18 protein-coding genes are annotated in these 25,775 nt (G+C 65.5%); 8 read left to right on the top strand and 10 right to left on the bottom strand.

Features of this window, described 5'->3' with window-relative positions:
- The first annotated feature begins 171 nt into the window (after positions 1–171).
- The 3 genes from AB9O74_RS00285 (at position 172) to AB9O74_RS00275 (ending at position 2,216) form a co-directional block, all read left to right on the top strand.
- A complete protein-coding gene (locus AB9O74_RS00285) occupies positions 172–1,092 on the top strand; it encodes a DMT family transporter (RefSeq protein WP_369348031.1) in 921 nt (306 codons plus the stop codon).
- Positions 1,089–1,451 carry an MGMT family protein gene (locus AB9O74_RS00280; protein WP_346478744.1) on the top strand — a complete coding sequence of 121 codons (363 nt, stop codon included), beginning with the start codon at positions 1,089–1,091 and terminating at the stop codon, positions 1,449–1,451. The genes AB9O74_RS00285 and AB9O74_RS00280 overlap by 4 nt, the downstream gene beginning before the upstream one ends.
- 90 nt (positions 1,452–1,541) lie before the next feature.
- On the top strand, positions 1,542–2,216 hold the full coding sequence (locus AB9O74_RS00275; protein ID WP_121038514.1) for a rhomboid family intramembrane serine protease: 675 nt from the start codon (positions 1,542–1,544) through the stop codon (positions 2,214–2,216).
- Positions 2,217–2,307: 91 nt separating this feature from the next.
- Here the strand turns inward: AB9O74_RS00275 and AB9O74_RS00270 are convergent, their stop codons facing one another.
- From AB9O74_RS00270 to AB9O74_RS00250, 5 genes are all read right to left on the bottom strand, one after another.
- Positions 2,308–4,320 carry a M13 family metallopeptidase gene (locus tag AB9O74_RS00270; RefSeq protein WP_369348030.1) on the bottom strand — a complete coding sequence of 671 codons (2,013 nt, stop codon included), beginning with the start codon at positions 4,318–4,320 and terminating at the stop codon, positions 2,308–2,310.
- Positions 4,321–4,464: 144 nt separating this feature from the next.
- A complete protein-coding gene (locus tag AB9O74_RS00265) occupies positions 4,465–6,573 on the bottom strand; it encodes a M13 family metallopeptidase (RefSeq protein WP_369348233.1) in 2,109 nt (702 codons plus the stop codon).
- Between the two features lie 220 nt (positions 6,574–6,793).
- Positions 6,794–9,607 carry a TonB-dependent receptor plug domain-containing protein gene (locus tag AB9O74_RS00260; RefSeq protein WP_369348029.1) on the bottom strand — a complete coding sequence of 938 codons (2,814 nt, stop codon included), beginning with the start codon at positions 9,605–9,607 and terminating at the stop codon, positions 6,794–6,796.
- Between the two features lie 403 nt (positions 9,608–10,010).
- A complete protein-coding gene (locus AB9O74_RS00255; protein WP_369348028.1) occupies positions 10,011–12,818 on the bottom strand; it encodes a TonB-dependent receptor in 2,808 nt (935 codons plus the stop codon).
- A 362-nt stretch (positions 12,819–13,180) separates the two neighbouring features.
- Positions 13,181–16,126 carry a TonB-dependent receptor plug domain-containing protein gene (locus AB9O74_RS00250; RefSeq protein ID WP_369348232.1) on the bottom strand — a complete coding sequence of 982 codons (2,946 nt, stop codon included), beginning with the start codon at positions 16,124–16,126 and terminating at the stop codon, positions 13,181–13,183.
- Between the two features lie 382 nt (positions 16,127–16,508).
- On the opposite strand from AB9O74_RS00250, the gene apbC reads away from it, so the two are divergent.
- Both apbC and dcd read left to right on the top strand, forming a co-directional pair.
- Positions 16,509–17,363, top strand: coding sequence for an iron-sulfur cluster carrier protein ApbC (gene apbC, locus AB9O74_RS00245; protein ID WP_346490122.1), 855 nt, complete (start codon positions 16,509–16,511; stop codon positions 17,361–17,363).
- Between the two features lie 64 nt (positions 17,364–17,427).
- Complete coding sequence (dcd, locus tag AB9O74_RS00240) at positions 17,428–18,000, top strand: dCTP deaminase (protein ID WP_019182646.1); 573 nt, start codon at positions 17,428–17,430, stop codon at positions 17,998–18,000.
- Positions 18,001–18,225: 225 nt separating this feature from the next.
- Here dcd and AB9O74_RS00235 read toward each other — a convergent pair whose 3' ends face one another.
- From AB9O74_RS00235 to AB9O74_RS00225, 3 genes are read right to left on the bottom strand one after another with little or no spacing between them, the layout of a single operon-like run.
- Entirely contained in the window at positions 18,226–18,390 is a 165-nt protein-coding gene (locus AB9O74_RS00235) for a DUF5668 domain-containing protein (RefSeq protein WP_167390309.1), read from the bottom strand.
- A gap of 15 nt (positions 18,391–18,405) precedes the next feature.
- Positions 18,406–18,828 carry an HIT domain-containing protein gene (locus AB9O74_RS00230; RefSeq protein WP_176989270.1) on the bottom strand — a complete coding sequence of 141 codons (423 nt, stop codon included), beginning with the start codon at positions 18,826–18,828 and terminating at the stop codon, positions 18,406–18,408.
- Complete coding sequence (locus AB9O74_RS00225) at positions 18,825–19,502, bottom strand: dienelactone hydrolase family protein (RefSeq protein ID WP_176989271.1); 678 nt, start codon at positions 19,500–19,502, stop codon at positions 18,825–18,827. Before AB9O74_RS00225 ends, AB9O74_RS00230 begins: the two co-directional genes overlap by 4 nt.
- Before the next feature lie 204 nt (positions 19,503–19,706).
- Here AB9O74_RS00225 and rimO point away from each other — a divergent pair, with 204 nt between their 5' ends.
- Both rimO and AB9O74_RS00215 read left to right on the top strand, forming a co-directional pair.
- Positions 19,707–21,071, top strand: a complete 1,365-nt coding sequence (gene rimO / locus AB9O74_RS00220; RefSeq protein WP_176989272.1) for a 30S ribosomal protein S12 methylthiotransferase RimO — start codon at positions 19,707–19,709, stop codon at positions 21,069–21,071.
- Positions 21,068–21,901, top strand: coding sequence for a DUF3025 domain-containing protein (locus AB9O74_RS00215; protein ID WP_369348027.1), 834 nt, complete (start codon positions 21,068–21,070; stop codon positions 21,899–21,901). The genes rimO and AB9O74_RS00215 overlap by 4 nt, the downstream gene beginning before the upstream one ends.
- A gap of 29 nt (positions 21,902–21,930) precedes the next feature.
- On the opposite strand, the gene greB is transcribed toward AB9O74_RS00215, so the two are convergent.
- Positions 21,931–22,434 carry a transcription elongation factor GreB gene (gene greB, locus AB9O74_RS00210; RefSeq protein WP_176989274.1) on the bottom strand — a complete coding sequence of 168 codons (504 nt, stop codon included), beginning with the start codon at positions 22,432–22,434 and terminating at the stop codon, positions 21,931–21,933.
- Between the two features lie 55 nt (positions 22,435–22,489).
- On the bottom strand, positions 22,490–23,995 hold the full coding sequence (locus tag AB9O74_RS00205) for a helicase HerA-like domain-containing protein (RefSeq protein WP_369348026.1): 1,506 nt from the start codon (positions 23,993–23,995) through the stop codon (positions 22,490–22,492).
- A gap of 121 nt (positions 23,996–24,116) precedes the next feature.
- Here AB9O74_RS00205 and AB9O74_RS00200 point away from each other — a divergent pair, with 121 nt between their 5' ends.
- On the top strand, positions 24,117–25,727 hold the full coding sequence (locus AB9O74_RS00200) for a transglycosylase SLT domain-containing protein (protein WP_176989276.1): 1,611 nt from the start codon (positions 24,117–24,119) through the stop codon (positions 25,725–25,727).
- The last annotated feature ends 48 nt before the right edge of the window (positions 25,728–25,775 follow it).

The raw sequence follows: 25,775 nt of genomic DNA, 5'->3' as shown, positions 1-25,775 counted from the left end.
GATGCAAACCTTGGGCCCCGCCTCACCATCACCCACATCCCCGCGCCTGTCGGCGCGCCCCCTTGACTCAAGGGGGCTGCTCCACCCGCCTGGTATCCGTGGGTGTCGAGCATGCGACAATTCCAGTTCCCCCGCTGCCCAGCCGCCTCCGTGCGGCTGTCCGCCGTCCTGATGTCTTCACCCGTTTCCCCGCTGCCCACGTCCTCCAGCCGCATCGCCGCCGGCGGCATCGCCTTGGCCGCGATCGGCGCCATTGCCGCCTCGGGCAAGGCGGTCATCGTCAAGCTGGCGTATCGGCATGGCGTGGATGCCACCACGCTGCTGGCGCTGCGGATGTTGATGGCCTTCCCGCTGTTCGCCCTGCTGGCCGTCTGGTCCGCGCGGCGCGCGCCGGCGTTGTCATGGGGCGATCGCGGGCGGGTGGTGTGGCTGGGTTTCACCGGCTATTACCTGTCCAGCCTGCTGGACTTCCAGGGCCTGCAGTACATCAGCGTCACGCTGGAACGGCTGATCCTGTACTTGAACCCGACGCTGGTCCTGCTGATCAGCCTGGTGCTGCTGAAAAAGCGCCCCGGTCGCTGGCAGGTGGCCGCACTGGTGCTGAGCTATCTCGGCGTACTGCTCGCCTTCGGCCATGACCTGAAGCTGGAAGGCGGGCGCATCGTGCTGGGCAGCGCGCTGGTGTTCGCCAGTGCGCTGAGCTATGCGCTGTACCTGTTCGGCAGTGGCCAGGTGGTGGCGCGGATCGGTGCGATCCGGCTGACCGCCTATGCCAGCTGCGTGGCCTGCGTGCTGTGCGTGCTGCACTTCGCGGTGCTGCATCCGATGTCGGCGCTGGGCCAGGCACCGGTGCCGGTGTACTGGCTCTCCCTGATCAACGCGACGGTGTGCACGGTCCTGCCGGTGATGGCGATCATGCTCGCGGTGAAGCGGATCGGCTCGTCGCTGGCCGCGCAGGTGGGTATGCTCGGTCCAGTCTCCACCATCGTGATGAGTCTATGGCTGCTCGACGAACCCATGGGGCCGTGGCAGATCCTCGGCACGGCGCTGGTCCTGCTCGGCGTGCTGCTGGTCAGCCGGGTCCGCGCGTGAATGCGGCCGCGATCGGCGATGACCCGGCGGCACAGGCGCGTGCGCGCATCCTGGCGGTGATCCGCGCGATCCCGCGCGGGCAGGTGATGGGGTACGGCCAGGTCGCGGCCAAGGCGGGGCTGCCGGGCAGGGCGCGGCTGACCGCGCGCGTGCTTGGCATGAATGATGACCCGGAGCTGCCGTGGCACCGCGTGCTGCGCTCGGATGGGCGCATCGCGATGCCGGAAGGCTCGGCCGGCTGGAAGGAACAGAGCCAGCGGCTGCGCGCCGAGGGCGTGGCGATCGAGCGGGGGCGGGTCAAGGGCATGCCGGTGGCCGGCGCGGACGATCTGGATGCCGCCCTGTGGGGGCCGGGCTGACGCTGCCTGGGCGTTGAACAGGGCGCGCTGGCGCGCAGCGTGCGGCCGGGTGCTGCGGCTATGATGGACGCAGTTCCAAAGGATGCCCCCATGTTTCCGCGACTGCCTACCGTCACCAAAGCGTTGTTGATCGCCAACGCCCTGCTGTTCCTGCTGCAGCAGCCGTTCCTGCTCGGCAATGCCACGTTCGAGCCCTTCATGCTGCAACCCCTGGGAGGCGGTTTCGATCCGTTCTCGCCCGGCGGCAACTTCCAGCCCTGGCAGCTGCTCACCTATGGCTTCCTGCATGGCAGCTTCGGCCATCTGTTCTTCAACATGCTCGCGCTCTTCATGTTCGGTGCGCCGCTGGAACAGACCTGGGGCGAAAAGCGCTTCCTGACCTATTACCTGGTGTGCGTGGCCGGTGCCGGCTTGTGCCAGCTGCTGGTCGGCATGATGCTGGCCGACCCGGCCACGGTGCTGGGCGCTTCCGGTGGCGTGTTCGGCCTGTTGCTGGCCTACGGCATGCTGTTCCCCAACCAGCGGGTGATGCTGCTGTTCCCGCCGATCCCGATGAAGGCACGTACCTTCGTGATCGTCTTCGGCGCGATGGAACTGATGCTGGGCGCCACCGGCTGGCAGCCGGGCGTGGCCCACTTCGCCCACCTGGGCGGCATGCTGTTCGGCTGGCTGTTGATCCGCTACTGGCGCGGCCAACCGCCGTTCAACAACCGGCGTCCACCGGGACCTCCGAAGCGCCCCAACCACCTGCGCAGCATCAAATAACAGGGACGGAGGTGGTTAATAACCACCTCCGTCCCCATTAAAAAAAAGGGCGCCCCGTGGGCGCCCTTTTTCGTTGACCAGGGTGCAGGACTCAGCGCCAGACCTTGATCTGGTCGTTGTCCACGCGCTGCATCGGCTGGCCCGGCTTGCAGGTGAAGGTCGCGCCGAAGGACGGCAGGTTGGACAGCGGGCCGTTGGTGCGCCAGCGGCCCGGGGCCAGGATGTCGGAGGTCACGCGCTGGGCGGCGACGTTCGGCGACAACTGCTGCGGCCACAGGCTGGCCCAGGCGCGGAAGAAGCCCTGCTGGGCGGCCGGCTTGGCAGCCGGTTCGACGGCCTTGTAAGCCTCCCACGCCAGTTCGAGGCCGGCCAGATCGGCCAGGTTCTCTTCGCGGGTGAGTTCGCCGTTGACCTTCGCACCCTTGACGCCCGGGTAGTCGTAGCCGCTGTACTGCGCGGCGACGCGGTTGCCGAACAGGGTCCAGGCGGTCTTGTCGGCCGGGGTCCACCAGCTGCGCAGTTCGCCCTTGGCATCGACCAGCGCGCCCTTGGCGTCGATCGCACGGGTCAGCTCGTGGGCGACCAGCGCGCCGTAGCTGCCGAACAGCTCGGCGGTATCGCCCTTGGCGTTGAACACCGGGCCCTGCAGCACGGCGGCGGTGACGATCAGGCGGTTCTGCGCGATGTCATACGCCAGCGCCGGCTGCTGCGGCAGCACGTCCCAGCGGCGGTCGGCGTTGCCCTTGCCGATGCGCTTCATTTCTTCGCGGTGGCGCCAGGTGGACGCGATCAGCATGTTGCCGCCGAAGCTGCCACGGCCCATCGGCTGCACGGTGTAATCCAGATCGCGCAGCGGAGTGCCGATCTCGATCTTCAGTGCGGCCAGCTTGGCCTGCGCTTCGGTCTTGGCTTCATCGCTCATCCAGGTGCTGCGCTTGACCGCGTCGATCTGCACTTCGCGGATCTTGTCCACGACCAGGGCGGCCTTGCGACGGTCGTCGGCGGACAGATGCTTGGCCGCGTACTCACGGCCGACCATCGGACCGGCAGCGACGTTGATCGCATCCAGCACCTGCTCCCAGCGCGCCGGCGGCAGGGTCTGGCCACGGATCACGCGGCCGCGGAATTCGAACTCGGCGTCGCGGTAGGCCTTGGACAGGTACGGTGCCATGGCGTCACCCACGCGCCAGCGCAGGTAGACCTTCCACTGCTCCGGCTTGATCCGCGTGACCATGCCGTCGAGCTGCTTGAACAGCGCCGGATCGGCCAGCGAGACCAGGTCGTCGTTGACGCCCTGTGCCTTCAGGAAGGCCTCCAGCTGCAGGTTGCGATAGCGGCTGTTGAGCTCCTTGGTGGAGATCGGCGCGTAGTTGTTGAACGGGTTGTTGATGCCGGCCAGCGACTGCGCGTTGCGCGCCAGTTCGGTTTCCAGCGCGATCACCGACTGCGACTCGGCATCGAGCTTGTCGGCCGGGGTGCCGGTCAGGGCCAGCACCTGCTTGACGTAATTGCGGTAGCGCCCCATCAGCGCGACGGTGTCGGCATCGGTGCGGGTGTAGAACGCCGGGTCCGGCAGGCCCATGCCCCCCTGCATGAAGTAGCCGATGTGGCGGTCCAGCGCCTTCAGGTCCACGTCCGGCGCGAAGTTGAAGGCGACCGGGATACCGACCTGGTGCAGCGCGGCGATCGAGGCCGGCACGTCCTTGGCCTTCTTGATCGCGTTGATGCGGGTCAGCAGCGGGGCGATCGGGTTGGAGCCGTCGGCTTCCACCGCCGCTTCGTCCAGGCCGCTGGCCCAGAAGTCGCCGAGCAGCTTCTGCACGTTGCCCTGCGGTGCGGTCATCGCCGCATCCAGCAGTTCACGCTGCTGCTGGCGGGTGCGGTCGGCGAGCTGGCCCAGCGCGGTGGTGGCGCCGGTCTGCGGTACCGGGTTGGCCTTCAACCAGGTCGCATTGGTGGCCTCGTAGAAGTCGCTGCACTGCGCGCTGACGGCCGGCGCGCGGGCGGCGGCCTTCTTCTTCGGCGCGGCATGCGCATCGTGTGCGATGACCAGGGAGGCCAGGCTCAGGCCCAGGGCAATGGCGAGCGGACGGAGGTTGGACATGTAAAGCGAATCCAGCGGGGATGAGATCGCGCGAGTGTACCAAGCAAAGCGAAACGAGCGTGATGGCAGCGCGCACCCAAAAAACAAAGGCCCGGGAAAATCCCGGGCCTCTGCATGGATCACATCACGCCGGGGCGCGATGGCTTACCAGATCACGACCTGCTGGTCGCCTGCGCGCACCATCGGCGAGCCGGCCTTGCACTGGAACGCAGCGGCGAAGGTCGGCAGGTTCGACGGGGCACCCATCGCACGGAACTGCGCCGGGGCATGCGGGTCGGTCGCCAGACGGACCTTCATGTTCTCCGGGGTGTACTTGGTGCGCCACACGGTGGCCCAGTTGAAGAAGAAGCGCTGGTCGCGGGTGAAGCCGTCGACCTTCGGGTCTTCCTTGCCGGCCGAGGCCTTCTGCAGGGCGTCGTAGGCGGTCGCCAGACCACCCAGATCGGCGATGTTCTCGCCCAGGGTCAGCTTGCCGTTGACCGCCTGGCCGTCCACCTTGTATCCGTCGAACTGCTTGATCAGCTTGCCGGTCAGGCCGCTGAAGTTCTTGGTGTCGGCATCGGTCCACCAGTTCTCGAAGTTGCCGGTCGGCCCGAAGCGGCTGCCCTGGTCGTCGTAACCGTGGGTCATTTCGTGGCCGATCACCGCACCGATGCCGCCGTAGTTCAGCGCGTCATCGGCCTTCGGATCGAAGAACGGCGGCTGCAGGATGGCGGCCGGGAACACGATCTCGTTCTGCAGCGGGTTGTAGTAGGCATTCACCGTCTGCGGGGTCATGCCCCACTCGGTCTTGTCCACCGGCTGGCCGATCTTGGACAGCGCGAACTTGTAGTTGAACGCATTGGCCGCACGGACGTTGCCCAGGTAGCTGTCGCGACCGGTGGTCAGGCCGCTCCAGTCACGCCACTTGTCCGGGTAGCCGATCTTCGGGGTGAAGGTTTCCCACTTGGCGATCGCCTTGGCCTTGGTCTCGTCGCTCATCCAGGTCAGGCCCTGGATGCGCTCCTTGAGCGCGGCGGCCAGGTTCTTGACCAGTTCTTCCATCTTCGCCTTGGCTTCCGGCGAGAAGGCGACCTTGACGTACAGCTGGCCGAAGGCATCGCCGGCATCGTTCTCGATGGTGCCCAGCACGCGCTTCCAGCGCGGCTTCTGCTCCTTCTGGCCGTTGAGGGTCTTGCCGTAGAAGTTGTAGCTCTCGTTGACGAACGCATCGGCCAGGTACGGCGAGGCGCCGTCCACGGTGTGGAAGCGCAGGTAGGCGCGCCACACCGACGGATCGGTATCACCCAGCGCCTTGCTCACTTCCTGGTGGAAGCTCGGCATGGCCAGCGAGAATTTCTCCGGCGTGGCGATGCCCTGGGCCTTGAAGAACTCGCTCCAGCTGAAGTTCGGGGTCAGCTTGTCCGCATCGGCCACGGTGACCGGGTTGTAGAACAGCGAGACATCGCGCGACAGCTCGACGCTGGACTTGGACGCCTTGGCCAGGCGGGTTTCGAACTTGACCACGTCGGCAGCCTGCTTTTCAGCATCGGCGGTCGCCACGCCGGCCAGTTCCAGCACCTTGGCCACGTGGGCCTGGTAGGCCTTGAGCTTGTCGGCGTTCTTGGCGTCGGTGTAGTAGGTGGTGTCCGGCAGGCCCAGGCCGCCCTGGCTGGCGTAGGCCAGATTCATGCTGGAATTCTTGAAGTCCGCTTCCGGACCGAAGCCGAACAGCACGTTCTCGCCCTTGGCTGCGCTGGTGCGCAGGTAGTTGGCGATCGCGTCCTTGTCCTGCAGGCCGTCGATGGCGGCCAGGTCGGCCTTGATCGGCTCGATGCCCTGGGCGTTGATCTTGGCTTCGTCCATGCCGGTGGCCCAGAAGTCGCCGACGATCTTCTCGATGCCGGCCGGGTTCTTGACCGCCGCGACCTGTTCGGCAAGCTGGTGCTGCACGGCGACCGAGCGCTCGTCCAGGATGGTGAAGGCGCCCCAGCTGGTGCGGTCGGCCGGGATTTCATTGGCGGCCAGCCACTTGCTGTTGACGTAGTCGCCGAACGCGCCGCAGGCGTCCATCGCGGTGTCCAGGTCGGACGGATGGAAGGCGTTGTAGGCCGGCAGCTTGCTCTCGTCGAGCTTGTACTCGGTGGCGGCCGTGGCGGCCGGCGCGGCGGTGGAGGCTGCGCTGTCCGTCGCCGGGGTTTCGTTCTTGCCGCAGCCGACCAGCGCGGCCGAAACGGCCAGGGTCAGCAGTACCAGTTTGGGTGTACGAGCGATCACGTGATTGGCCTCCAGGCCGGAAAGTCATGCAGGAATGGCCCGCAAGGGCCTGTGGGCCAGACGATACGCCGCTGGCCCGGCCTGCAAGGGTGTCGAAGGTCATGGCCGATGGCAAGCGGCCTGATCCGGTCAATCGCGGACCAGCGCCCGGCCCGGTGACGGCCAAGGAAAAGCCCCGCCTTGCGGCGGGGCCCGGGGGTGTCATCCCTGGTGCGGCTTAGTTGGTCTTGGTGCCGAAATCGTACTTGGCCTGCACGTACACCGCGCGACCGTACGGGTTGTAGATGCTGCTGTTGTACGGCGAGGCGACGTTGCCGGCGTAGCTGTGGGCCTGGCCGTCGGGCATCTTGTTGAACACGTTGTTGACCATCAGCGAGAGGGTCAGGTTGTCCAGCGCCCGGTAGTTCACGCTCAGGTTGTACGTGGTGTACGAGCCCCACTTGCCCGCCTTGTAGCCGGACGAATGCACGTAGTCGTAGCTCTCGCCCAGGTAGGACATGTAGTTCGGCGTCTTGCCGATGTAGTTGAAGTACAGCGTGGTGGTCCAGCGGTCCTTGGCCCAGCCGACCGACCCATCGGTACGGACCTTGGCGTAGGCGTCGTAGTACCACATCGCATACGGGTCGCGCAGCAGATCCAGGTAGCCGTCGCCCGGCTGCGGCTGCAGCTCGCGCTTGAGGATGTTGGTGTAGTTGCTTGCGAACTGCAGCGAGCCGAAGCGGCCGATGTCCTGCACGTACTTGAAGCTGGCCGTCAGGGCCTGCAGGTTCTGGCGCGCCACGTTGAGCTTCGGCGTGAAGATCTGCTCGATGTTGCCGGCCGCATCGCGGGTGATCCAGTCGGCGACGTTGTCGCAGCTGGCCGAGGTCGGGTTGTCCTGCCCGTTGCGGCAGTAGTACTCCGCGCGCAGCAGCTGGTCCGAGCTCAGGGTGTCGACTTCGTTGTCGATCTTCCAGTTGTAGTAGTCCACCGAGACCGACAGGTTGTTGATCGGTGCCCAGACCACGCCGGCATTCCAGACATCGGCGGTGATCGGTTCCAGTTCGGTGTTGCCGGCCTGCACGCCGAACACCGACTCGTTGCCGTACGGGCAGGCGAGGGTATCGGCCGGCGCATAGCCGAGCTGGCCGCAACGGTAGTAATCGACCGCGCCGTTGGCGTAGTAACCGCTCTCGCCCTGGAAAGCGTCGGGCAGGGTGGGGGCACGGAAGGCGGTGCCGTACTTGCCGCGGAACAGCAGGCTTTCGATCGGGCGGAACTCGACACCGACGCTGTAGGTGGCCTTGTCGACGGTGTTGTCGGCGATCTTGTAGGCGTCATAACGGCCGGAACCGGTGACGGTCAGCGAATCGATCAGCGGCAGGCGCAGTTCGGAGGTCAGCGCGTAGTTGCTGCGATGGCCATTGCCGGCCACCGAGGTGGTGCCCCACACGCTGCCGTCCATCAGGCGCTCGTCGGGGCGGTAGTCCCAGCCTTCGCTGCCGGCTTCGGCGACGAGGGCAAAACCGGCATCGCCACCGGGCAGGGTGAACAGCGAGCCGTTGGTGATCTGGAAGCGGCCCAGGTTCTGCCAGGTCTTGCTCTCGTTGTAGGTGTAGCCGGTGAAGCTCTGGAAATCGCCGGCCGGCAACTGCGAATAGAACGCGCCCCAGTTCGGGCTGTAGATGTTGTAGCCGTCATCGGTGGTGCCGAGCACCGGACCGAGCACGCGGTTCTCGAAGTAGCTGTCGATGTCATCGGCCCAGCGCACGAAGCCGCGCTCGGTCAGCTTGTATTCGCCGCGGCTGAAGCTGGCGCTGTAGTCCCAGTTGCCGAACGTGCCACGCCCGCCCAGAGTGACCTGGTAGGCCTTGTTGCGGTCGGTGTTGAGGATGTCCTTGTAGCCGTTCGGCCCGATGTCCTCCGGCGCGAACGCGCGCTGCAGGTTCATGTACTGATCGGTGTCCTGGTCATAGAACGCGCCGAAACTCAGGTCGCTGCCCCAGAACGTATAGCCCGAACCCGGGGTGTACTTGACCTCTTCCAGGCTGTACAGCGCATCGGCGAACAGGGTGAAGTTGTCGTTCACATCGAACGTCATCGAGCTGTAGAACTGGCTGCTTTCCTTGTCGTTCTTCAGCGTGCGGTAGCCGGCGCCGTAGGCCGAACCGCACGACTCGCCCGCCGCGCGGGTGCCGAGCACGGTGGTACCGCCGAACTGGCCGGCGACGCTGGCGCAGCGGGTCGGATCCATCATCACGAAGGCGTTGTTGTCCGCCGGCAGGTAGACCAGGAAGTCATTGGCCGGCACCTGCGCGCTGTAACCGACGCGGTTGTTGGTGCGGGTCAGGTCGCGCTGGTAGCCCCAGATCGGGTTGCTCTTTTCGTACTGGACGTTGACCAGCGCATTGAAGCGGTCATCGGCGCTGTTGAAGCCCTTGGCGCCGCTGACGCGGATGTTGTTGCCACCGCCCTCGGTGGTGGCGCCGCCACGGACGTTGAGCACACCGCCTTCCATGCGCTCTTTCAGGATGATGTTGACCACGCCGGCGATCGCATCCGAACCGTACAGCGAGGACTGGCCGCCCGGCAGGATTTCGATGCGCTCGACGATGTCGATCGGGATGCCGCTGAGGTTGTTGAACGCATCGCTGCCGTTGTAGAGCGCCGGGTACTGCAGCATCGGGCGCCCATTGATCAGGTACTTGGTGTACCCCGGATCCAGGCCGAACATGCCGGCCGCTTCGGCGCCCTGGGTGAAGGAGGCCGCGGTCTGGCCGCCCTGCAGGCCGCCGGTGGTCAGCGAGGACTGCTGCAGGACTTCGGAAATGCTGGTGAAGCCGCGGGTCTGGATGTCCTCGGCGGTGACGGTCAGCACCGGCGTGTGGTTCTCGATCTCGGTCTGCGGGATCAGCGAACCGGTGACGGTGACGCGGTCGAGATTGGTGGCGCCGTTGTCCTGTGCGAAGACGGTAGCGCTGGTGAGCAGCAGGCCGGTGAGGACGGCGGCGGCAAGCGGGTGACGCGAGATCGAATTACCTTGGCGAGACATGTGTAACCCCGTGTAGTGGTGATGTCGTGGCTTTCCCTTCCGTGGGACGTCTTGATGGCGTTCAACGGTGACCGGTCCCAGGCCTGTGACCATCCTTGGGTGTTTCATTCTGCGTTCAGTTGAAACCGGTATGCGGCGAACGTAACACACGCTTAACGTGAAATTCGCTGAATGGTCATCCTCGGCCGGGGAGAAATATCGACCCGCTCCGAAATCGTTTGAAAAACAATCGCCTGGGAATGCATGAAATTTTATTCATGTTGCGCGGATGACCGAGTGCTGAATATGGCGATGTTTAACAAGTGAGATTAAAAGCCGATTCGCATTCCGAAACCCGGCGTCCGGACATGAAAAAAGCCCCGCCTTGCGGCGGGGCTCCAGGGTCCATCCCAGGACGTGGAACTTACTTCGCGCCGAATTCGTACTTGGCCTGCACATACACGGCACGGCCGTAGATGTTGTAGAAGTAATTGTTGTACGGCGTACCCGAGGTGCCCGGGTAGTTGCTCGCCTGGTTGTCGGGCATCTTGTTGAACACGTTGTTGACCATGACCGAGAAGGTCATGTTCTCCGCCGCGCGGTAGTTCACGCTCAGGTTGTAGGTGGTGTAGGAACCCCACTTGCCGGCCTTGGCGCCCGAGGAGTGCACGTAGTCATAGCCGTTGCCGGCGTAGGCCAGGTAGTTCGGGGTCTTGCCGACGTAGTTGAAGTACAGCGTGGTGGTCCACTTGTCCAGGGCCCAGGCCAGCGAGCCATCGGCGCGCACCTTGGCGTAGGAATCGTAGATCCACATGTTGTACGGATCGCGCAGCAGATCGAGGTACTCATCGCCCGGCTGCGGCTGCAGCTCGCGCTTGATCATGTTGGTGTAGTTGGTGGAGAACTGCAGCGCACCGAAACGACCCAGTTCCTGCACGTACTTGGCGCTGGCGGTGATGGCCTGCAGGTTCTGGCTGGCCACGTTCATCTTCGGGGTGTAGATCTCGTCCAGCACGCCGGAGGCATCGCGGGTGATCCAGTCGTTGACGTTGTCGCAGCTGGCCGAGGTGTTGTTGACCTGGCCGTTGCGGCAGTAGTACTCGGCCAGCAGCAGCTGGTCCGAGCTCAGCGTGTCCACTTCGTTCTTGATCTTCCAGTTGTAGTAGTCGACCGAGAAGGACAGGTTGCTGAGCGGTGCCCAGACCACGCCGGCGTTCCACACATCGGCGGTGATGGGCTCCAGGTCCGGGTTGCCGGCGCGCTGGCCGAACACCGAGACGCTGTCGTAGGCGCAGCCGGTGGTATCGGTCGGGGCGTAGCCCAGCTGGCCGCAGCGGTAGTAGTCGGTGGCACCGTTGGCGTAGTAGCCGCTCAGGCCCTGGAAGGCATCGGACAGGCTGGGCGCGCGGAACGCGGTGCCGTACTTGCCGCGGAACAGCAGGCTCTCGATCGGGCGGAACTCGACGCCGATGCTGTAGGTGGCCTTGTCGACGGTGCTGTCCCCGATCTTGAACGCGTCATAGCGGCCCGAGCCGGTGACGGTGAGCGAGTCGAGCAGCGGCAGGCGCAGCTCGGAGGTCAGCGCGTAGTTGCTGCGGTGACCCGCGCCGGCGACCGCGGTCGTGCCCCACACGCTGCCATCCATCAGGCGCTCGTCCGGGGTGTAGTCCCAGCCTTCGCTGCCGGCTTCGGCGACGACGGCGAAACCGGCATCACCGCCCGGCAGCGAGAACAGCGTGCCGTTGGTGATCTGGAAACGCCCCAGGTTCTGCCAGGTGCGGCTCTGGCTCTCGGTGTAACCGGTGAAGGTGGCGAAGTCGCCGGCCGGGATCGGCGCGTAGAAGGCCTCCCAGTTCGGTGCGAACACGGCGTAACCGCTGCGGGTGCCGAGCTGCGGGCCCAGCACGTGCTCTTCGAAGTAGTTGTTGATGGGGTCGGCCCAGCGCACGAAGTTGCGCTCGGTCAGCTTGTACTCGCCGCGGGTGAAGCTGGCGCTGTAATCCCAGTTGCCGAGCGTGCCGCGGCCGCCCAGGGTGACCTGGTAGGCCTTGTTGCGGTCGGTGTTGAGGATGTCCTTGTAGCCGTTGGCGCTGATGTCTTCCGGCGCGAACGCGCGCTGCAGGTTCATCCACTGGCCACTGGTCTGGTCCCAGAAGCGGCCGTAGCCCGACGCGGTGCCCCACCAGGTGTAGTTGGAGCCGGTGGCGTACTTCACGTCTTCATAGCTGTAGAGCACATCGCCGAACAGCTGCAGGCTGTCGTTGGCGTCGAAGGTGAACGAGCTGTAGACCTGCGCGCTGTCCTTGCCGTTCTTGACGGTCTTGTAGCCCGGGCTGTAGATCGAGCCGCAGGACTGGCCGGCTGCACGCGTGCCGAGCACGGTGGTGCCACCGAACTGGCCGGCGACGTTGGCGCACAGGTTCGGGTCCATCATCAGGTAGGCGTTGCCGGCCGCCGGATTGACGACCAGGAAATCGTTGGTCGGTACCTGCGCTGTGTAGCCGTTGCCGTTGGTGGTCCTGGTGACGTCGCGCTGGTAGCCCCAGATCGGATTGCTCGATTCGAACTGGGCGTTGACCAGCACGTTGAGCCGGTCATCGGCGCTGTTGAAGCCGGTGGCCCCGCTGACGCGGAAGGTGCTGCCACCGCCTTCGGTGTAGGTGCCGCCGCGCACGTTCAGCACGCTGCCGTCCATCCGCTCCTTCAGGATGATGTTGACCACACCGGCGATCGCATCCGAGCCGTACAGGGAGGACTGGCCGCCCGGCAGGATTTCGATGCGTTCGACGATGTCGATCGGGATACCACTGATGTTGTTGAACGTGTCGCCGCCGTTGTACAGGGCGGGGTAGGACAGCATCGGGCGGCCGTTGATGAGGTACTTGGTGTAGCTCGGGCTCAGGCCGAACATGCCGGCCGCTTCGGCACCCTGGGTGAACGAGGCGGAGGTCTGGCCGCCCTGCAGGCCGCCGGTGGTCAGCGAGGACTGCTGGAGCACATCGGCCACGCTGGTGAAGCCGCGCGTCTGGATGTCTTCGGCGGTGATGGTCACGACCGGGGTATGGGTTTCGATCTCGGTCTGCGGGATCAGCGAACCGGTGACGGTGACCTTGTCCAGGTTGGTGGTGCTGCTGTCCTGGGCGAAGGCGGTGACGGCGCTGGTCAGCAGCATGCCGGTCAGTACGGCGGTGGTCAGCGGGTGGCGCGAGAGAGTGGAGCGGTGGCGAGACATGGGCATCCCCGAGTGCAGTTTCGACGTGGGTGAGGCCATCCGTGGGGGCGGTGACATGCGATGTGAAGACTTCCTTGCTTCTTCATCGAACGTAACACAGCCTTAACGCGGCTTACACAAAGCAGTCACATGACGATCAGGAATAAAGGCGGATTTACATAAAAAAGTGCTTATAAAACAATCGTGTATATAAATGTATCAATGTGTAACGCGTGCGTTGCTGACTAAGGAGTGAATGGTTCCGGCTGAAAACGATTCCTGTTTTCGGCCTTCCAAGCCGGAATGCAGCCGGGAAGCCAGGGCCCTGAACGCAACAAGCCCGGCGGTTGCCGGGCTTGTTGGGTGATGCGGTTCTGGAGGAATCAGAACTTGTAGTTGACGCCCATGTACATGAAGCGACCGATGTTGTCGTAGTACGCGCTACCCAGGTCGGAACCGAAGTAGTTCACCGGCGGGTTCTTGTCGAACACGTTGTCCACGCCCAGGTACACCTCCACGCCCGAGTCGGCCATCGTGTAGCCGATCTGCAGGTTGTGGTAGGTCATCGACGGGTTCCAGATCGGACGCTGCGAACCCGGGTTGGTGTTGTAGCTCTCCGGGAAGACACGCAGGTTCTTGTGGATGTAGACCATGTCCCAGCTGGCGCGGAAGTTGTTGAGCGTGTACTTGGCGGTGAACTGACCGCGCCAGCGCGGGTTGGTCACGTAGTTGGAACGCTCCTTGTACTCGTTCGGGAAGTCCTGGAACTCCCACTCGCGTGCTTCGAGCAGGCGGGTGCCGACCAGGCGCAGGTTGGTGTGCCCACCGGCCATGCCGAAGTCGTAGTTCATTTCCACGTCGACGCCGGTACGGCGGCTCTTGGCCAGGTTCTCGGTGACAGCGGTCCAGTCGTAGATGCTGTGTTCCGGGAACTCCGCGCCGTTGGAGCCGATAGTGCCGCCTGCCCCTGCGCGCTTGATCATCGAGCAGAATGCGTTGTTCACGCCTGCCGGAGAATCGACGCAGCGGGTCGCCAGGTTCTGTGCCGAGACCGAGCCGATCGCATCCTTGAGGGTGATGCGCCAGTAGTCGACCGACAGGCCGAAGCCCTCGAAGAACTCCGGCTGCCAGACGAAACCGATCGAGGACGAGTCGGCCTGCTCAGGCTTCAGGTTCGGGTTGCCACCGCTCAGGCCCGGACGGTTCGCGCTGTACGAATCCACCCAGTTGGCCGGTACGCCCAGTGCCGCGCAGTTGGCCGCGCGCAGTGCCGGATCGCCCGCCGTGCCCGGACGGTTGGGATTGGTCGCGTTGGTGTTGCACGGGTCGTTGATGACCGCGAAGTTCTGCGACTGCTCGTCGTACAGCTCGGCGATATTCGGGGCGCGGATGGCCTTTGCCACGGTGCCACGGACGCGCAGCGAAGGCAGCACTTCCCAGTCCAGGCCCACGTTCCAGGTCTTGGTCGAGCCGATCGTGTTGTAGTCCGAGTAACGGCCGGCCAGGTCCAGCGACAGGCGGCGGATGCCCGGGATGTCGGCCAGCAGCGGCACGTTGGTCTCGACGAACACTTCCTTGACGTCGTAGGAACCGCCGCCGCCCGCAATGGCGTTGAGGAAGGTCAGGCCCTGCGCGGCCAGCGGATCGGTGCGCTCGGTGCTCTTTTCCTTGCGGTACTCGACACCGGCAGCCACGCCGACATCACCAGCAGGCAGTGCGAACAGCGCATTGTTGGCCACGGACGCAGCGAACACGCTCTGCTGCAGCTTGCCGTGGTACTGCGAGCGCACGTTGAACCAATCGGCCGCTTCCTGCGAGACCGCACCGTTGCCCATGATGCTGAAGGGGATGCAGCCATCGCCCATCAGATCGCGGCGATAGGCGCTGCCGGTCTGCGGGTTGATCGCGGCCGGGTTCACGTCCATGCGGCACACGATGCGGCCGTCGGCGGTGCGGACGGAATCCAGACCAGCGAACCAGCGCTCGTTGTAGCGGTTGTTGACGTTGACGCGGTTGATCTCGGTCTCGCCGTAGTTGCCCGAAACCTCGTAGCTCCAGTTGTCACCGAACATGCCTTCGGCGCCGAACACGGCACGGCGGGTCTCACGCTTGACCTCTTCGCCACGACGGCCGGCATCGACGTTGAAGCGGTTCACGATCAGGGTGCTGGCACCCGCCGCGTCCATCGCTGCACCGAGTTCCGGGGTCATGTAGGCGTTGTCGCGACGCAGTCGCAGCGACGAATCGAAGGTCGGCTGACCGAAGAAGGTCGACTCGGTCTTGGTGTACTTGCCTTCGAAGAACAGGCGGTGGCGGTCGTTCAGATCGAAGTGTGCCGCCGTGTTGAAGCTGATGCGGTCGAACTTCGGCTGCAGGTCGGCCACTGCGTTGAGATCGGTGAAATCGCAGTTGACGCAGCTGGTCGGGCTGACCACCGGGCCATCAAAGCGGTTCTGGCTGAAGCTGCCGTCCTCATTGAAGTGGTAGCGGTAGCCGTAGGTCTCCCGGCGCTGGTAATCGAAGACGCCCCCCATCTGGAAGGAGCCGCCGTAGGAGGTCGAGTAGTTGCCGCCGGGACGGGCAAGGATCGTCTGCGGGTTGCTCTGGCTCGACGGAATGCTCTTGTCATAGTTCGGGTTCGGCACGCTCACGTCGTACTGGCGGCCGATGGAACGGTCGCCACGGCCGAAGCGGTCCTGCTCGCTGTATTCCAGCGCGACGGCGACGTTACCGCGGCCATCGGCGAACGAGGTGCCGCCGGTGACGGCGACGAAGGAGCGGTTGAAACCGCCTTCGCCGGCAATGCCCTTCTGCGCGCGGGCTTCGAAGCCTTCGAAGTCCTTTTTCATGATGAAGTTGACCACGCCGGCCACGGCGTCGGCGCCGTAGATGGCCGAGGCGCCACCGGTGATCACTTCAACGCGTTCGATCCATTCCACCGGAATGGTGTTGACGTCCACCGCGGTGCTGCCGGGGTTGGCGCCGACATGGCGGCGGCCGTTGACCAGCACCAGGGTGCGGTCGTACCCCATGCCGCGCAGGTCCATCAGGCCCAGGCCTGCGGTACCGATGTAGCGGGTGGAGTTGCCCAGGGTGAACGAGGGCGAGAGCTGCGGCATCTTGTTCATCAGGTCGCTGATGGTCAATGCGCCGGTCTGGCGGATCTCTTCAGCGGTGATGGCGGTGACCGGGGAGGAGGTCACGAAGCCGGTGCGGGCAATGCGCGAGCCGGTGACGCTGACCTTGTCCAGATCGGTGGTCGCCGGGGCATCCTGGGCGAGTGCCGGGGAGGCGACCAGCACCAGGCTGGCGATCAGGGCGGAGGTCAGGATGTTGCGCGCCGGGGCGCTGTGGTGCGAGATCTTCAAATCATTTCGTCCCTCGGAACGGCCGAAAGACGACAACGTTCCGTGTTGAGTGTGGGTTCAGGCAAGCCTTGCCTGACCTCGAAATTAACATGAAGTTAACGGCACTTGTCTCATTTGTTACAGAAAAGTGAATGGGCGCCAACGACTTTTGCGTTCAGGATTTTTTCCAGTGTGCCCAATAACTTACGGTGATTTTGCCGAGTCTGTCAGTATGACTATTGGCTGAATGGGGGCTGTTTTTCACCGTTTGCCGCGTGAAACGCGTCCCGGGCCAGCGTCAGGCAGGAGCGGGGGCGTGCTTGTATCATGTGCGGTCCCCTTCCTGATCCAGCTGGAGTCCGCAGTGACAAGCTCCGCCCGTCGTCCCCACGCCAGCCAAGTGCAGAAGGGCTTGTCGCCGCACCCGCGCGTCCGCAACGTGATCGCGGTGGGCTCTGGCAAGGGCGGGGTGGGCAAGTCCACCACCGCGGTCAACCTGGCGGTCGCGCTGGCCCGGCTGGGTGCGCGCGTGGGCCTGCTCGATGCCGACATCTATGGTCCCAGCGTGCCGGCGATGCTCGGCCTGAGCGGCCGTCCGGAAAGCCCGGACAACAAGTCGATCGAACCGATGCGTGCGTTCGGGGTGGAAACCATGTCGATCGGTTACCTGATCGAGGACGAGACGCCGATGATCTGGCGCGGCCCGATGGCGACCTCGGCGATGACGCAGTTCTTCAACGACACGCTCTGGGACGATCTGGACTACCTGCTGATCGATCTGCCGCCGGGCACCGGTGACATCCAGCTGACCCTGACCCAGAAGATTCCGCTGGCCGGCGCGGTGATCGTCACCACGCCGCAGGACATCGCCACGCTGGATGCGAGGAAGGCGCTGAAGATGTTCGAGAAGGTCGAGGTGCCGGTGCTGGGCATCGTCGAGAACATGGCCGTGCATACCTGCAGCAACTGCGGGCAGGTCGAGCATCTGTTCGGCGAAGGCGGCGGCGAGCGCATGGCCGCCCAGTACGGCGTGCCGCTGCTGGGTTCGCTGCCGCTGGAAATCGGCATCCGCGAGCAGGGCGATGCCGGCACGCCGATCACCGCTGCCGCGCCGGAGTCCCTGGCCGCCCAGGCGTATGTGCGGGCCGCCGAGCGCCTGATCGAGGAAGTGGCCAAACGCCCGCGGGCCAGCATCCCGATCCTGTCTTCGCTGATCTGATTAGAATCGACACCCGGGCGCCCGTTGGCGGTGCCGTTGACCCTTTACGCACCCAGGACCCCCCATGAGCATCAAGAGTGACCGCTGGATCCGTCAGATGGCCGAGCAGCACGGCATGATCGAGCCGTTCGAAGCCGGCCAGGTCAAGCAGGCCAACGGCCAGCGCATCGTCAGCTACGGCACCTCCAGCTACGGCTACGACGTGCGTTGCTCGCGCGAGTTCAAGGTGTTCACCAACATCAATTCCACGATCGTGGACCCGAAGCACTTCGATCCGGGCAGCTTCGTGGATATCGTCGGCGATGAGTGCATCATCCCGCCCAACAGCTTCGCGCTGGCGCGCACCGTGGAGTACTTCCGCATCCCGCGCGACACCCTGGTGGTCTGCCTGGGCAAGAGCACCTACGCGCGCTGCGGCATCATCGTCAACGTGACCCCGCTGGAGCCGGAGTGGGAAGGCCACGTCACCCTGGAATTCAGCAACACCACGCCGCTGCCGGCGCGCATCTATGCCAACGAAGGCGTGGCGCAGATGCTGTTCTTCCAGGCCGACAAGGACGACATCTGCGAGACCTCCTACAAGGATCGCGGCGGCAAGTACCAGGGCCAGACCGGCGTCACCCTGCCGCGTACCTGAGCCCACGCCCCGGTAGTGCCGGCCGCTGGCCGGCAACCGACCAGAAACGCGTAGTGCCGGCCGCTGGCCGGCAGCAGGCAGCAGACAAAAAAAAGCGCGGATCGCTCCGCGCTTTTTTTGTTTCACCCGTTGCCGGCCAGCGGCCGGCACTACCGTGGTTTCAATGCTTGCCGGCCAGCGACCGGCACTACCGTCGTTTCAGTGCTTGCCGGCCAGCGACCGGCGTTACTTGCGGCCGAACAGCAACCCGATGCCGACCGCCACCAGGACCACCGGCCACCAGGTGAGAATCAGCTTTCCCATGTTCATGTTGGTCCAGCCCAGATTGCTGGCCAGCAGGAACAGGCCAACGAGGATCAGGACGATGGCGGCGACAAGGTTGGAACGCATCAGGGGCAGGGTCCGCTAGGGCTGGGGCGAATATCCTAGCCGTTCCTTCCAGTGCGCGACACGCTCGGCCAGCACGCCCGGATCAAAACGGTGCGCCTGCCCCTGGCCCCAGACAGGGCCCGGCCACGCCGGATCGCCGACATGGCGGCCGATCACGTGGAAATGCAGCTGGCGGACAATGTTGCCCAGCGAGCCGATGTTGATCTTCTCGACCCCATCGGTGCCTTTGAGCGCCTTGCACGCCCGGTTCAATTCGGTGCGCAGCTTGTCCTGCTGCTCGCCGTCCAGGTCGATCCATTCGGTCACGCCGGCCAGGCGCGGGACCAGGATCAGCCAGGGATACCTTTCATCGTTCATCAATCGCACTTGCGATAACGGCCCTTCTGCTACCAGTACGCTGTCGGTGGCCAGGCGTGAATCCAGTTCGAACTCGCTCATCCAAGATGCTCCGCAAAGAAGTCCAGGGTGCGTTCCAGCGCCAGGTGGGCGCTGTCTGGATCATACGCATGTCCGACGCTGCGGTTGAAGGCGTGATCGGCCGGGTAGACGAAGGTGGCCATCTGCGGGAGCTTTTCGCGGTGAGCCTTGATCGCCTCTGGCGGGATGCTCTTGTCCTGGGCGCCGAAGTGGAACATGACCGGCGCCTTGGGCGTTTCGTCCAGGTACTTCACGTTGCGGGCACCGTAATAGCTGACCGAGGGCAGGCCCAGCCGCAGTGCGGAGAGCAGGGCGATGCTGCCGCCCCAGCAATAGCCGACCGTGCCGACCTTGCCGGCCGGGGCCAGCCGCGAGGCGGCCGCGCGGACAATCTCCAGCGCCTTTTCGACCCCGAGCTCGTCGACCATGGCCAGGCCGGCGGCCACGCCATCGCTGTCGTATGGCAGTTCCGGCGGTTCGGTGCCGTCCGGGGCCGACTCGGCCAGATCGAAGAACGACGGGGCCAGCACTGCATAGCCCTTGGCGGCGTAGTCATCTGCCACCGCGCGGATGTGCGGGTTGGCGCCGAAGATCTCCTGGATCACCACCAGGCCCCCGCGCGGCTTGCCTTCCGGCGTTGCCTGCCAGGCGCGGACCGGTCCGTAATGCGTATCGAGCGTGACCCACTCACCCATGGTGCGAGACTCCAGTTGGTTCAGGCATTCATTATCGGCCCCGCGCGGGTTAGCGCGATGTCAGGGGGGATGCCGTATCTGGCGGGATCGGCCCGATCCGGTTCAGGGGCGCGGACTGAACGCCGGTATACTTGCCGCCGTTTCCGGCCCCAGGTCCCCACGCCATTCCGGCATGGGCCCAGGCCCCCAGAGTCCTTGCGATCCATGTCCCAGCTGAACCCCAAAGTCGGCTTCGTCAGCCTTGGCTGCCCGAAGGCCCTTGTCGATTCCGAGCGCATCCTCACCCAGCTGCGGTCCGAGGGCTACGACATCGTTCCCTCCTACGACTCGGCCGACGTGGTGGTGGTCAACACCTGCGGCTTCATCGATTCGGCCGTGACCGAGTCGCTGGATGCGATCGGCGAGGCGATGAACGCGAACGGCAAGGTGATCGTCACCGGCTGCCTGGGCAAGCGCCCGGAGCAGATCCGCGAGGCCTACCCGAACGTGCTGGCGGTCTCCGGTCCGCAGGACTACATGAGTGTGATGGAGGCCGTGCATGCCGCGCTGCCGCCCAAGCACGATCCGTTCGTGGACCTGGTGCCCGATTACGGCATCAAGCTGACCCCGCGCCACTACGCGTATCTGAAGATTTCCGAAGGCTGCAACCACAAGTGCAGCTTCTGCATCATCCCCTCGATGCGCGGCAAGCTGGTCTCGCGCCCGGTCGATGAGGTGCTGCGCGAGGCCGAGCGGCTGGTGCGCGGTGGCGTCAAGGAACTGCTGGTGGTCTCGCAGGACACCTCGGCCTACGGCGTGGACGTCAAGTACGCCGAGCGCATGTGGCGCGACAAGGCCTACCAGACCCGGTTGAAGGCGCTCTGCGAAGGCCTGTCCGAGCTCGATGCCTGGACGCGCATGCATTACGTCTACCCGTACCCGCACGTGGACGAGATCGTGCCGCTGATGGCCGAGAACCGGATCCTGCCGTACCTGGACATCCCGTTCCAGCACGCCAGCCCGCGCATCCTCAAGCTGATGAAGCGGCCGGGCGCGGTCGACAAGACCCTGGAGCGCGTGCAGCGCTGGCGCCAGCTGTGCCCGGACATCACCGTGCGCTCGACCTTCATCGTCGGCTTCCCGGGCGAGACCGATGCCGAGTTCGAGGAGCTGCTCAGCTTCCTGGACGAGGCGCAGCTGGATCGCGTCGGTGCGTTCGCTTACTCCCCGGTCACCGGTGCGACGGCCAATGACCTGCCCGGTGCGGTGCCCGAAGAAGTGAAACAGGAGCGCCTGGCCCGCTTCATGGAGCGCCAGGCGGAGATTTCCGCCGCGCGCCTGGAAGCCAAGATCGGCACCGTGCAGCAGTGCCTGGTCGATGCCATCGAAGACGGCATCGCGGTGGCGCGTTCGAAGGCGGATGCGCCGGAGATCGACGGCCTGGTGCATATCCAGAATGCCGACGAAGCCAAGCTGCGTGTCGGCCAGTTCGTCGATGTCGAGATCACCGAGAGCGACGATCACGACCTCTTCGGTGACGCGATCATCGCCGCCGAAGCGCGCAAGCCGTTCGATCTGCAGGTGCTGTGACCGCATCGGCGTCGAAGGCCGATGGCGGCGGTCGACGCCGTTTCATCGCGCCGCCGCGCGATGCGGTGGAGGCGGCCTGCTTCGCACAGCCGATCTACGCGGGGCTGGGCGGGTTCCAGGACCTGATGGTGGCGCCCGATTGGCCCACCGTTGCAGCGCTCGACGCACGCCTCGCGTTGCCGGACAAGCATCTGGTCGAGCAGGACGCGACGCTCCTCGCCGACGGCCTGCACTATGAAACGCGCATTGCCGGGCGGGGCCGGATCGCTACCCGTGCGGACAACTGGCACGACCTGTTCAATGCCCTGGTCTGGGCGCGTTACCCGTCCATCAAACAGGCGCTCAACCGGCAGCAGTGTCGGCATATCGCGGCGATGGCGCCGGGGCAGCGCAACCGCGCGCAGGCGGCACTGACCCAGTTCGACGAGACCGGCGTCATCGTGCGTGTGCGCGATCCGGCGCTGCTGGGCGCATGGGACCGGCACGACTGGCCGGCGCTGTTCGTGGAGGGGGCAGGGCACTGGCGCACCGGTGGGATCGCGGTCGCGGCGGTGATCGGTCATGCGTTGCTGGAGCAGGCCCTGTTGCCGGAACGCCTGCTGGTCGGCAAGTGCGTGGTGGTGCAGGGCGATGACGATGCCGCCGCGATCGCCGTGGCAGCACGGGCGATCACGGACGGTGCAGTGCTCATTGATCCGCTGGAACTGCGGCCACTGCCGCTGGCGGGGATACCCGGGTGGCACCTCCACCAGGATGCGGGGTTCTACGCGCAGATCGAGTACTTCCGGCCGCGGCGCGAAGGGCGCGTGTATCCCGCAGCGCTGGGGTAGATCCACGCCACGCGTGGATGCGCTCCCGGTCAGCCGGGATACGCCACCGACAGGATCGCGAACCCGTGGCGGCCGCTCGGCAGCTCCACCTCGAACTCATCGTCCACGCGCTTCTTCAACAGCGCACGCGCCAACGGCGAATCGATGCTGATCCAGCCCGCACCGGCGTCGGTCTCGTCCGGGCCGACGATGCGATACACGTGGGTGTCGCCCGAGTCGACGTTCTCCAGCTCGACCGTCGCACCGAAGAACACCGCGTTCGGATCGGTCGGCGCGGTATCGACAATGCGCAGCGCCTCCAGGCGCTTGGTCAGATAGCGCACGCGCCGATCGATCTCGCCCAGCTGCTTCTTGCGGTAGGTGTACTCGGCATTCTCGGAGCGGTCGCCTTCCGCGGCGGCCGCCGCAAGTGCCTTCACCACTTCGGGGCGCTTGTGACGCCACAGCTCATCCAGTTCGGTCTTCAACCGCTGGTGGCCCTGTGCGGTGATCAGGGCCGTGCTTTTTTCCGCGGGGGGACGCCAACGCGACATCAGGTCTGCTTGTGCTCGTCAAAAGGTGCCGCGCCACAAGGCGCGACACGCAGTATCAACGCTTTCCGCCGAAAATGCCGCCGAGCAGGCCGCGCACGATCTGGTTGCCCAGCCGGGTGCCGACGGTGCGCGTGGTCTGCTTGGCCATGGTTTCGATCATCCCCTGGCGGCGCTTGGTGCCGAAGATCGCGTCCTTGATCGACTGCCCGAAGCCCCCTTCCTGGGCCTCGTCCTGCTGGCGGGTGCGGGCCTTCGGCGCATCGGCCTGCTCGACGGTCTTCTGCGCGCGCTGCGCCAACAGTTCCGCGGCGGATTCGCGGTTGATCGCGGTGTCGTAGCGGGTGCCGACCGGGCTGCCGGCACGTACCTGGGCACGTTCGGCCTCGGTGATCGCGCCCATCCGGCAGCGCGGCGGTGCGATCTGGGTCTGCTGCACGGGCGAGGGAATCCCCTTGTCCTGCAGCGTGGACACCAGCGCTTTACCGGTACCCAGCGTGGCCAGCGTAGCGGCCACATCCAGTTTCGGATTGGGCACGAAGGTTTCGGCGGCGACCTTCACCGCTTTCTGGTCGCGCGGCGTGAACGCACGCAGCGCATGCTGCACGCGGTTGCCGAGCTGGCCGAGAATGTTGGCCGGCACGTCATCCGGGAACTGCGAGCAGAAGTACACGCCCACGCCCTTGGAGCGGATCAGCCGGACCACCTGCTCGATGCGCTGCACCAGCGCCGCAGGTGCGTCATCGAACAGCAGGTGCGCCTCATCGAAGATGAAGACCAGTTTCGGCTTCTCCAGGTCGCCGACTTCCGGCAGCGTTTCGAACAGCTCCGAGAGCAGCCACAGCAGGAAGGTCGAATACAGCCGCGGCTTGAGCACCAGCTGGTCGGCGGCGAGGATGCCGATCACGCCGCGGCCATCATGATTGACCCGCATGATGTCGGCCAGCTCCAGCGCCGGCTCGCCGAAGAAGGCTTCACCGCCATCCTGGGACAGGCGCAGCAGCGAACGCTGGATCGCCGCCACCGACTGCGCACTCACCAGGCCGTACTCGGTGGAGATGTCCTTGCGCTCCTCGGCGACCAGCCCGAGCAGGGCGCGCAGGTCATCCAGATCGAGCAGCAGCAGGCCGCGGTCGTCGGCGAGCTTGAACACGATGTCCAGCACGCCGGCCTGGGTGTCGTTGAGCTCCAGGATGCGGGCGAGCAGGGTCGGGCCCATCTCGCTCACCGTGGTGCGCACCGGGTGGCCGAGCTTGCCGTACAGATCCCAGAAAATGGTCGGGCTGGCGGCGGGCGCATAGTCGGCCACGCCCAGGTCCTTCGCGCGCTGCAGCAGCGCATCCGTCCCGGCACCGGCTACGGCGAGGCCAGAGACGTCACCCTTCACATCGGCCAGGAACACCGGCACGCCGATCCGCGAGAAGCCCTCGGCCAGCGTCATCAGGGTGACGGTCTTGCCGGTGCCGGTCGCGCCGGCCACCAGGCCGTGCCGGTTGCCCAGCCGCGGCAACAGGGTGACGGGGATATCGTCGGTGATGCCTTTGCCGAGCAGAATCGGATCCATGGTCAACTCGCAGTGTGAATAGGCGGGATTCTAAACGTCGGCATGGGCCGGCCGGCGGACGGGTTGCCCCGATGCAAGCGGCACGGCTACTCTGCCCCATCGTTCGCACACAGTGCCAAAAATGCCCGTTCCTGTCTTGCTTGTCCGTGGTTGGCCGTTGCTTGCCCTCGCCGCGATGCTGTCGTTCGTCCCCGAAGCCCATGCCCAGCGCGTCTCCGCCCGCGACAAGGCCAAGGTGGAAGCGCTCGATCAGCGCATGACGGCCGCCGAGAAGCGCTACAACGCGGCGCTGGTGCTGGTGAACAACGCCGACCCCAAGGGCACCAACGAGGCCGATGCCGCGCTGGAGGACATGGAGGATGTGATCAGCGCCTGCGTGGCCCAGAAGGGCTGCCAGGTCAGCAATCTGCTGCCGACCTACAAGCGCCTGCTCAAGAGCAACGCCGACAGCCAGCAGGACAGCGAAGACGGCGCGGCCATCGCCGACGGCACCCTGCTGGAGGCCGACCCGGACCATGTCGGGCCATTGGCTGCCGATGTCCCCGAAGCTGCCCGCGCCGCAGCGCTGCTCAATGACAAGCGGCACGCCTTCGACACCATGGTCGAGTACAACCCGGCCGTGCAGGCCGGCATCCGCCGCTGGCTGACCGACATGCGCCCGGCGCTGCTCACCAGCTACGAGAATTACCAGAACCTGCGCGCGGTGATGTGGCCGGAGTGGGAGAAGCGCGGCCTGCCCGAGGCACTGCTGTTCGGCATCATGGCCAAGGAATCCAACGGCCGCGTGCATGCGTCCTCGCGCGCCGGCGCGGCCGGGCTGATGCAGTTCATGCCGGCGACCGGCCGTCGTTTCGGGTTGGGCCCGGACGGTACCGGCTTCGATACCCGGTTCGATGCGCGCAGTGCCGCCGAGGCCAGCGCGACGTACCTCAACGAACGCATGCGCGAGCTCAACAACAGCGTCGAGCTGTCGCTGGCCGGGTACAACGGCGGCGAAGGCCGCGCCATCCGCGTGTTCCGGCAGTATCCGGGGCAGGGCTTCTGGACCGACAGCGTCTACAACCAGTTCCCGGGCGAAACCAAGGACTACGTGCCGATGGTGATCGCCGCGGCATGGATCTACCTGCACCCGCAGCAGTACGGCGTGGAGTTCCCGAAGATCAGCGCGCAGCCGGCCACGATCCGCCTGGCCAAGTCGACCACCATCTACGAGCTGACCATCTGCCTGGGCAGCAGCGGCACCCGCGACGGTTACATGCGCGCGCTGCGCAACCTCAACCCGCGCTATGAGGCGGACGGCTGGATTCCCGCTGGGACGATCATCAACGCGACCACCCGCATCGCCGGCCTGTACAACCGCTTCTGCGTCAGCGGTCCGCGCGCCGATCTGGCCCGCACCCTGATCACCGCCGATCTGAATGCCGCGATCGTGCGGCCCACCGCGGTCAGCTATACCGGCAACGTGGCGGTAGGCAGCGTGGTCCCGGTCGCCCAGGCCCAGGCCATGCCGGCGGTGACCCCGGCCGCGCCTGTCGCTGTTCCGGCCGCCAAGCCCAAGGCCAAGCCGGCCCGCAGTTACAAGGTCGGCAAAGGCGAGACCCTGGGCAGGATCGCAGCAAAGTTCCAGTGCGATGTGCCCACCCTGGCGCGGGCCAACGGCCTCAAGGCACCGGCCTATTCGCTCCGGCAGGGCCAGAGCATCAAGCTGCAGGGCTGCGACAAGGACAAGTAAGCCATAACCGGGTAGGCTCGCCGGCATCACGCCTGCGGCCGCCCGGCC

Origin of the sequence: Stenotrophomonas sp. JAG2, assembly GCF_041080745.1 — a bacterium.
Taxonomy (GTDB): Bacteria; Pseudomonadota; Gammaproteobacteria; order Xanthomonadales; family Xanthomonadaceae; genus Stenotrophomonas; species Stenotrophomonas maltophilia_AA.
This window is presented reverse-complemented; position numbering and strand designations above follow the sequence as displayed.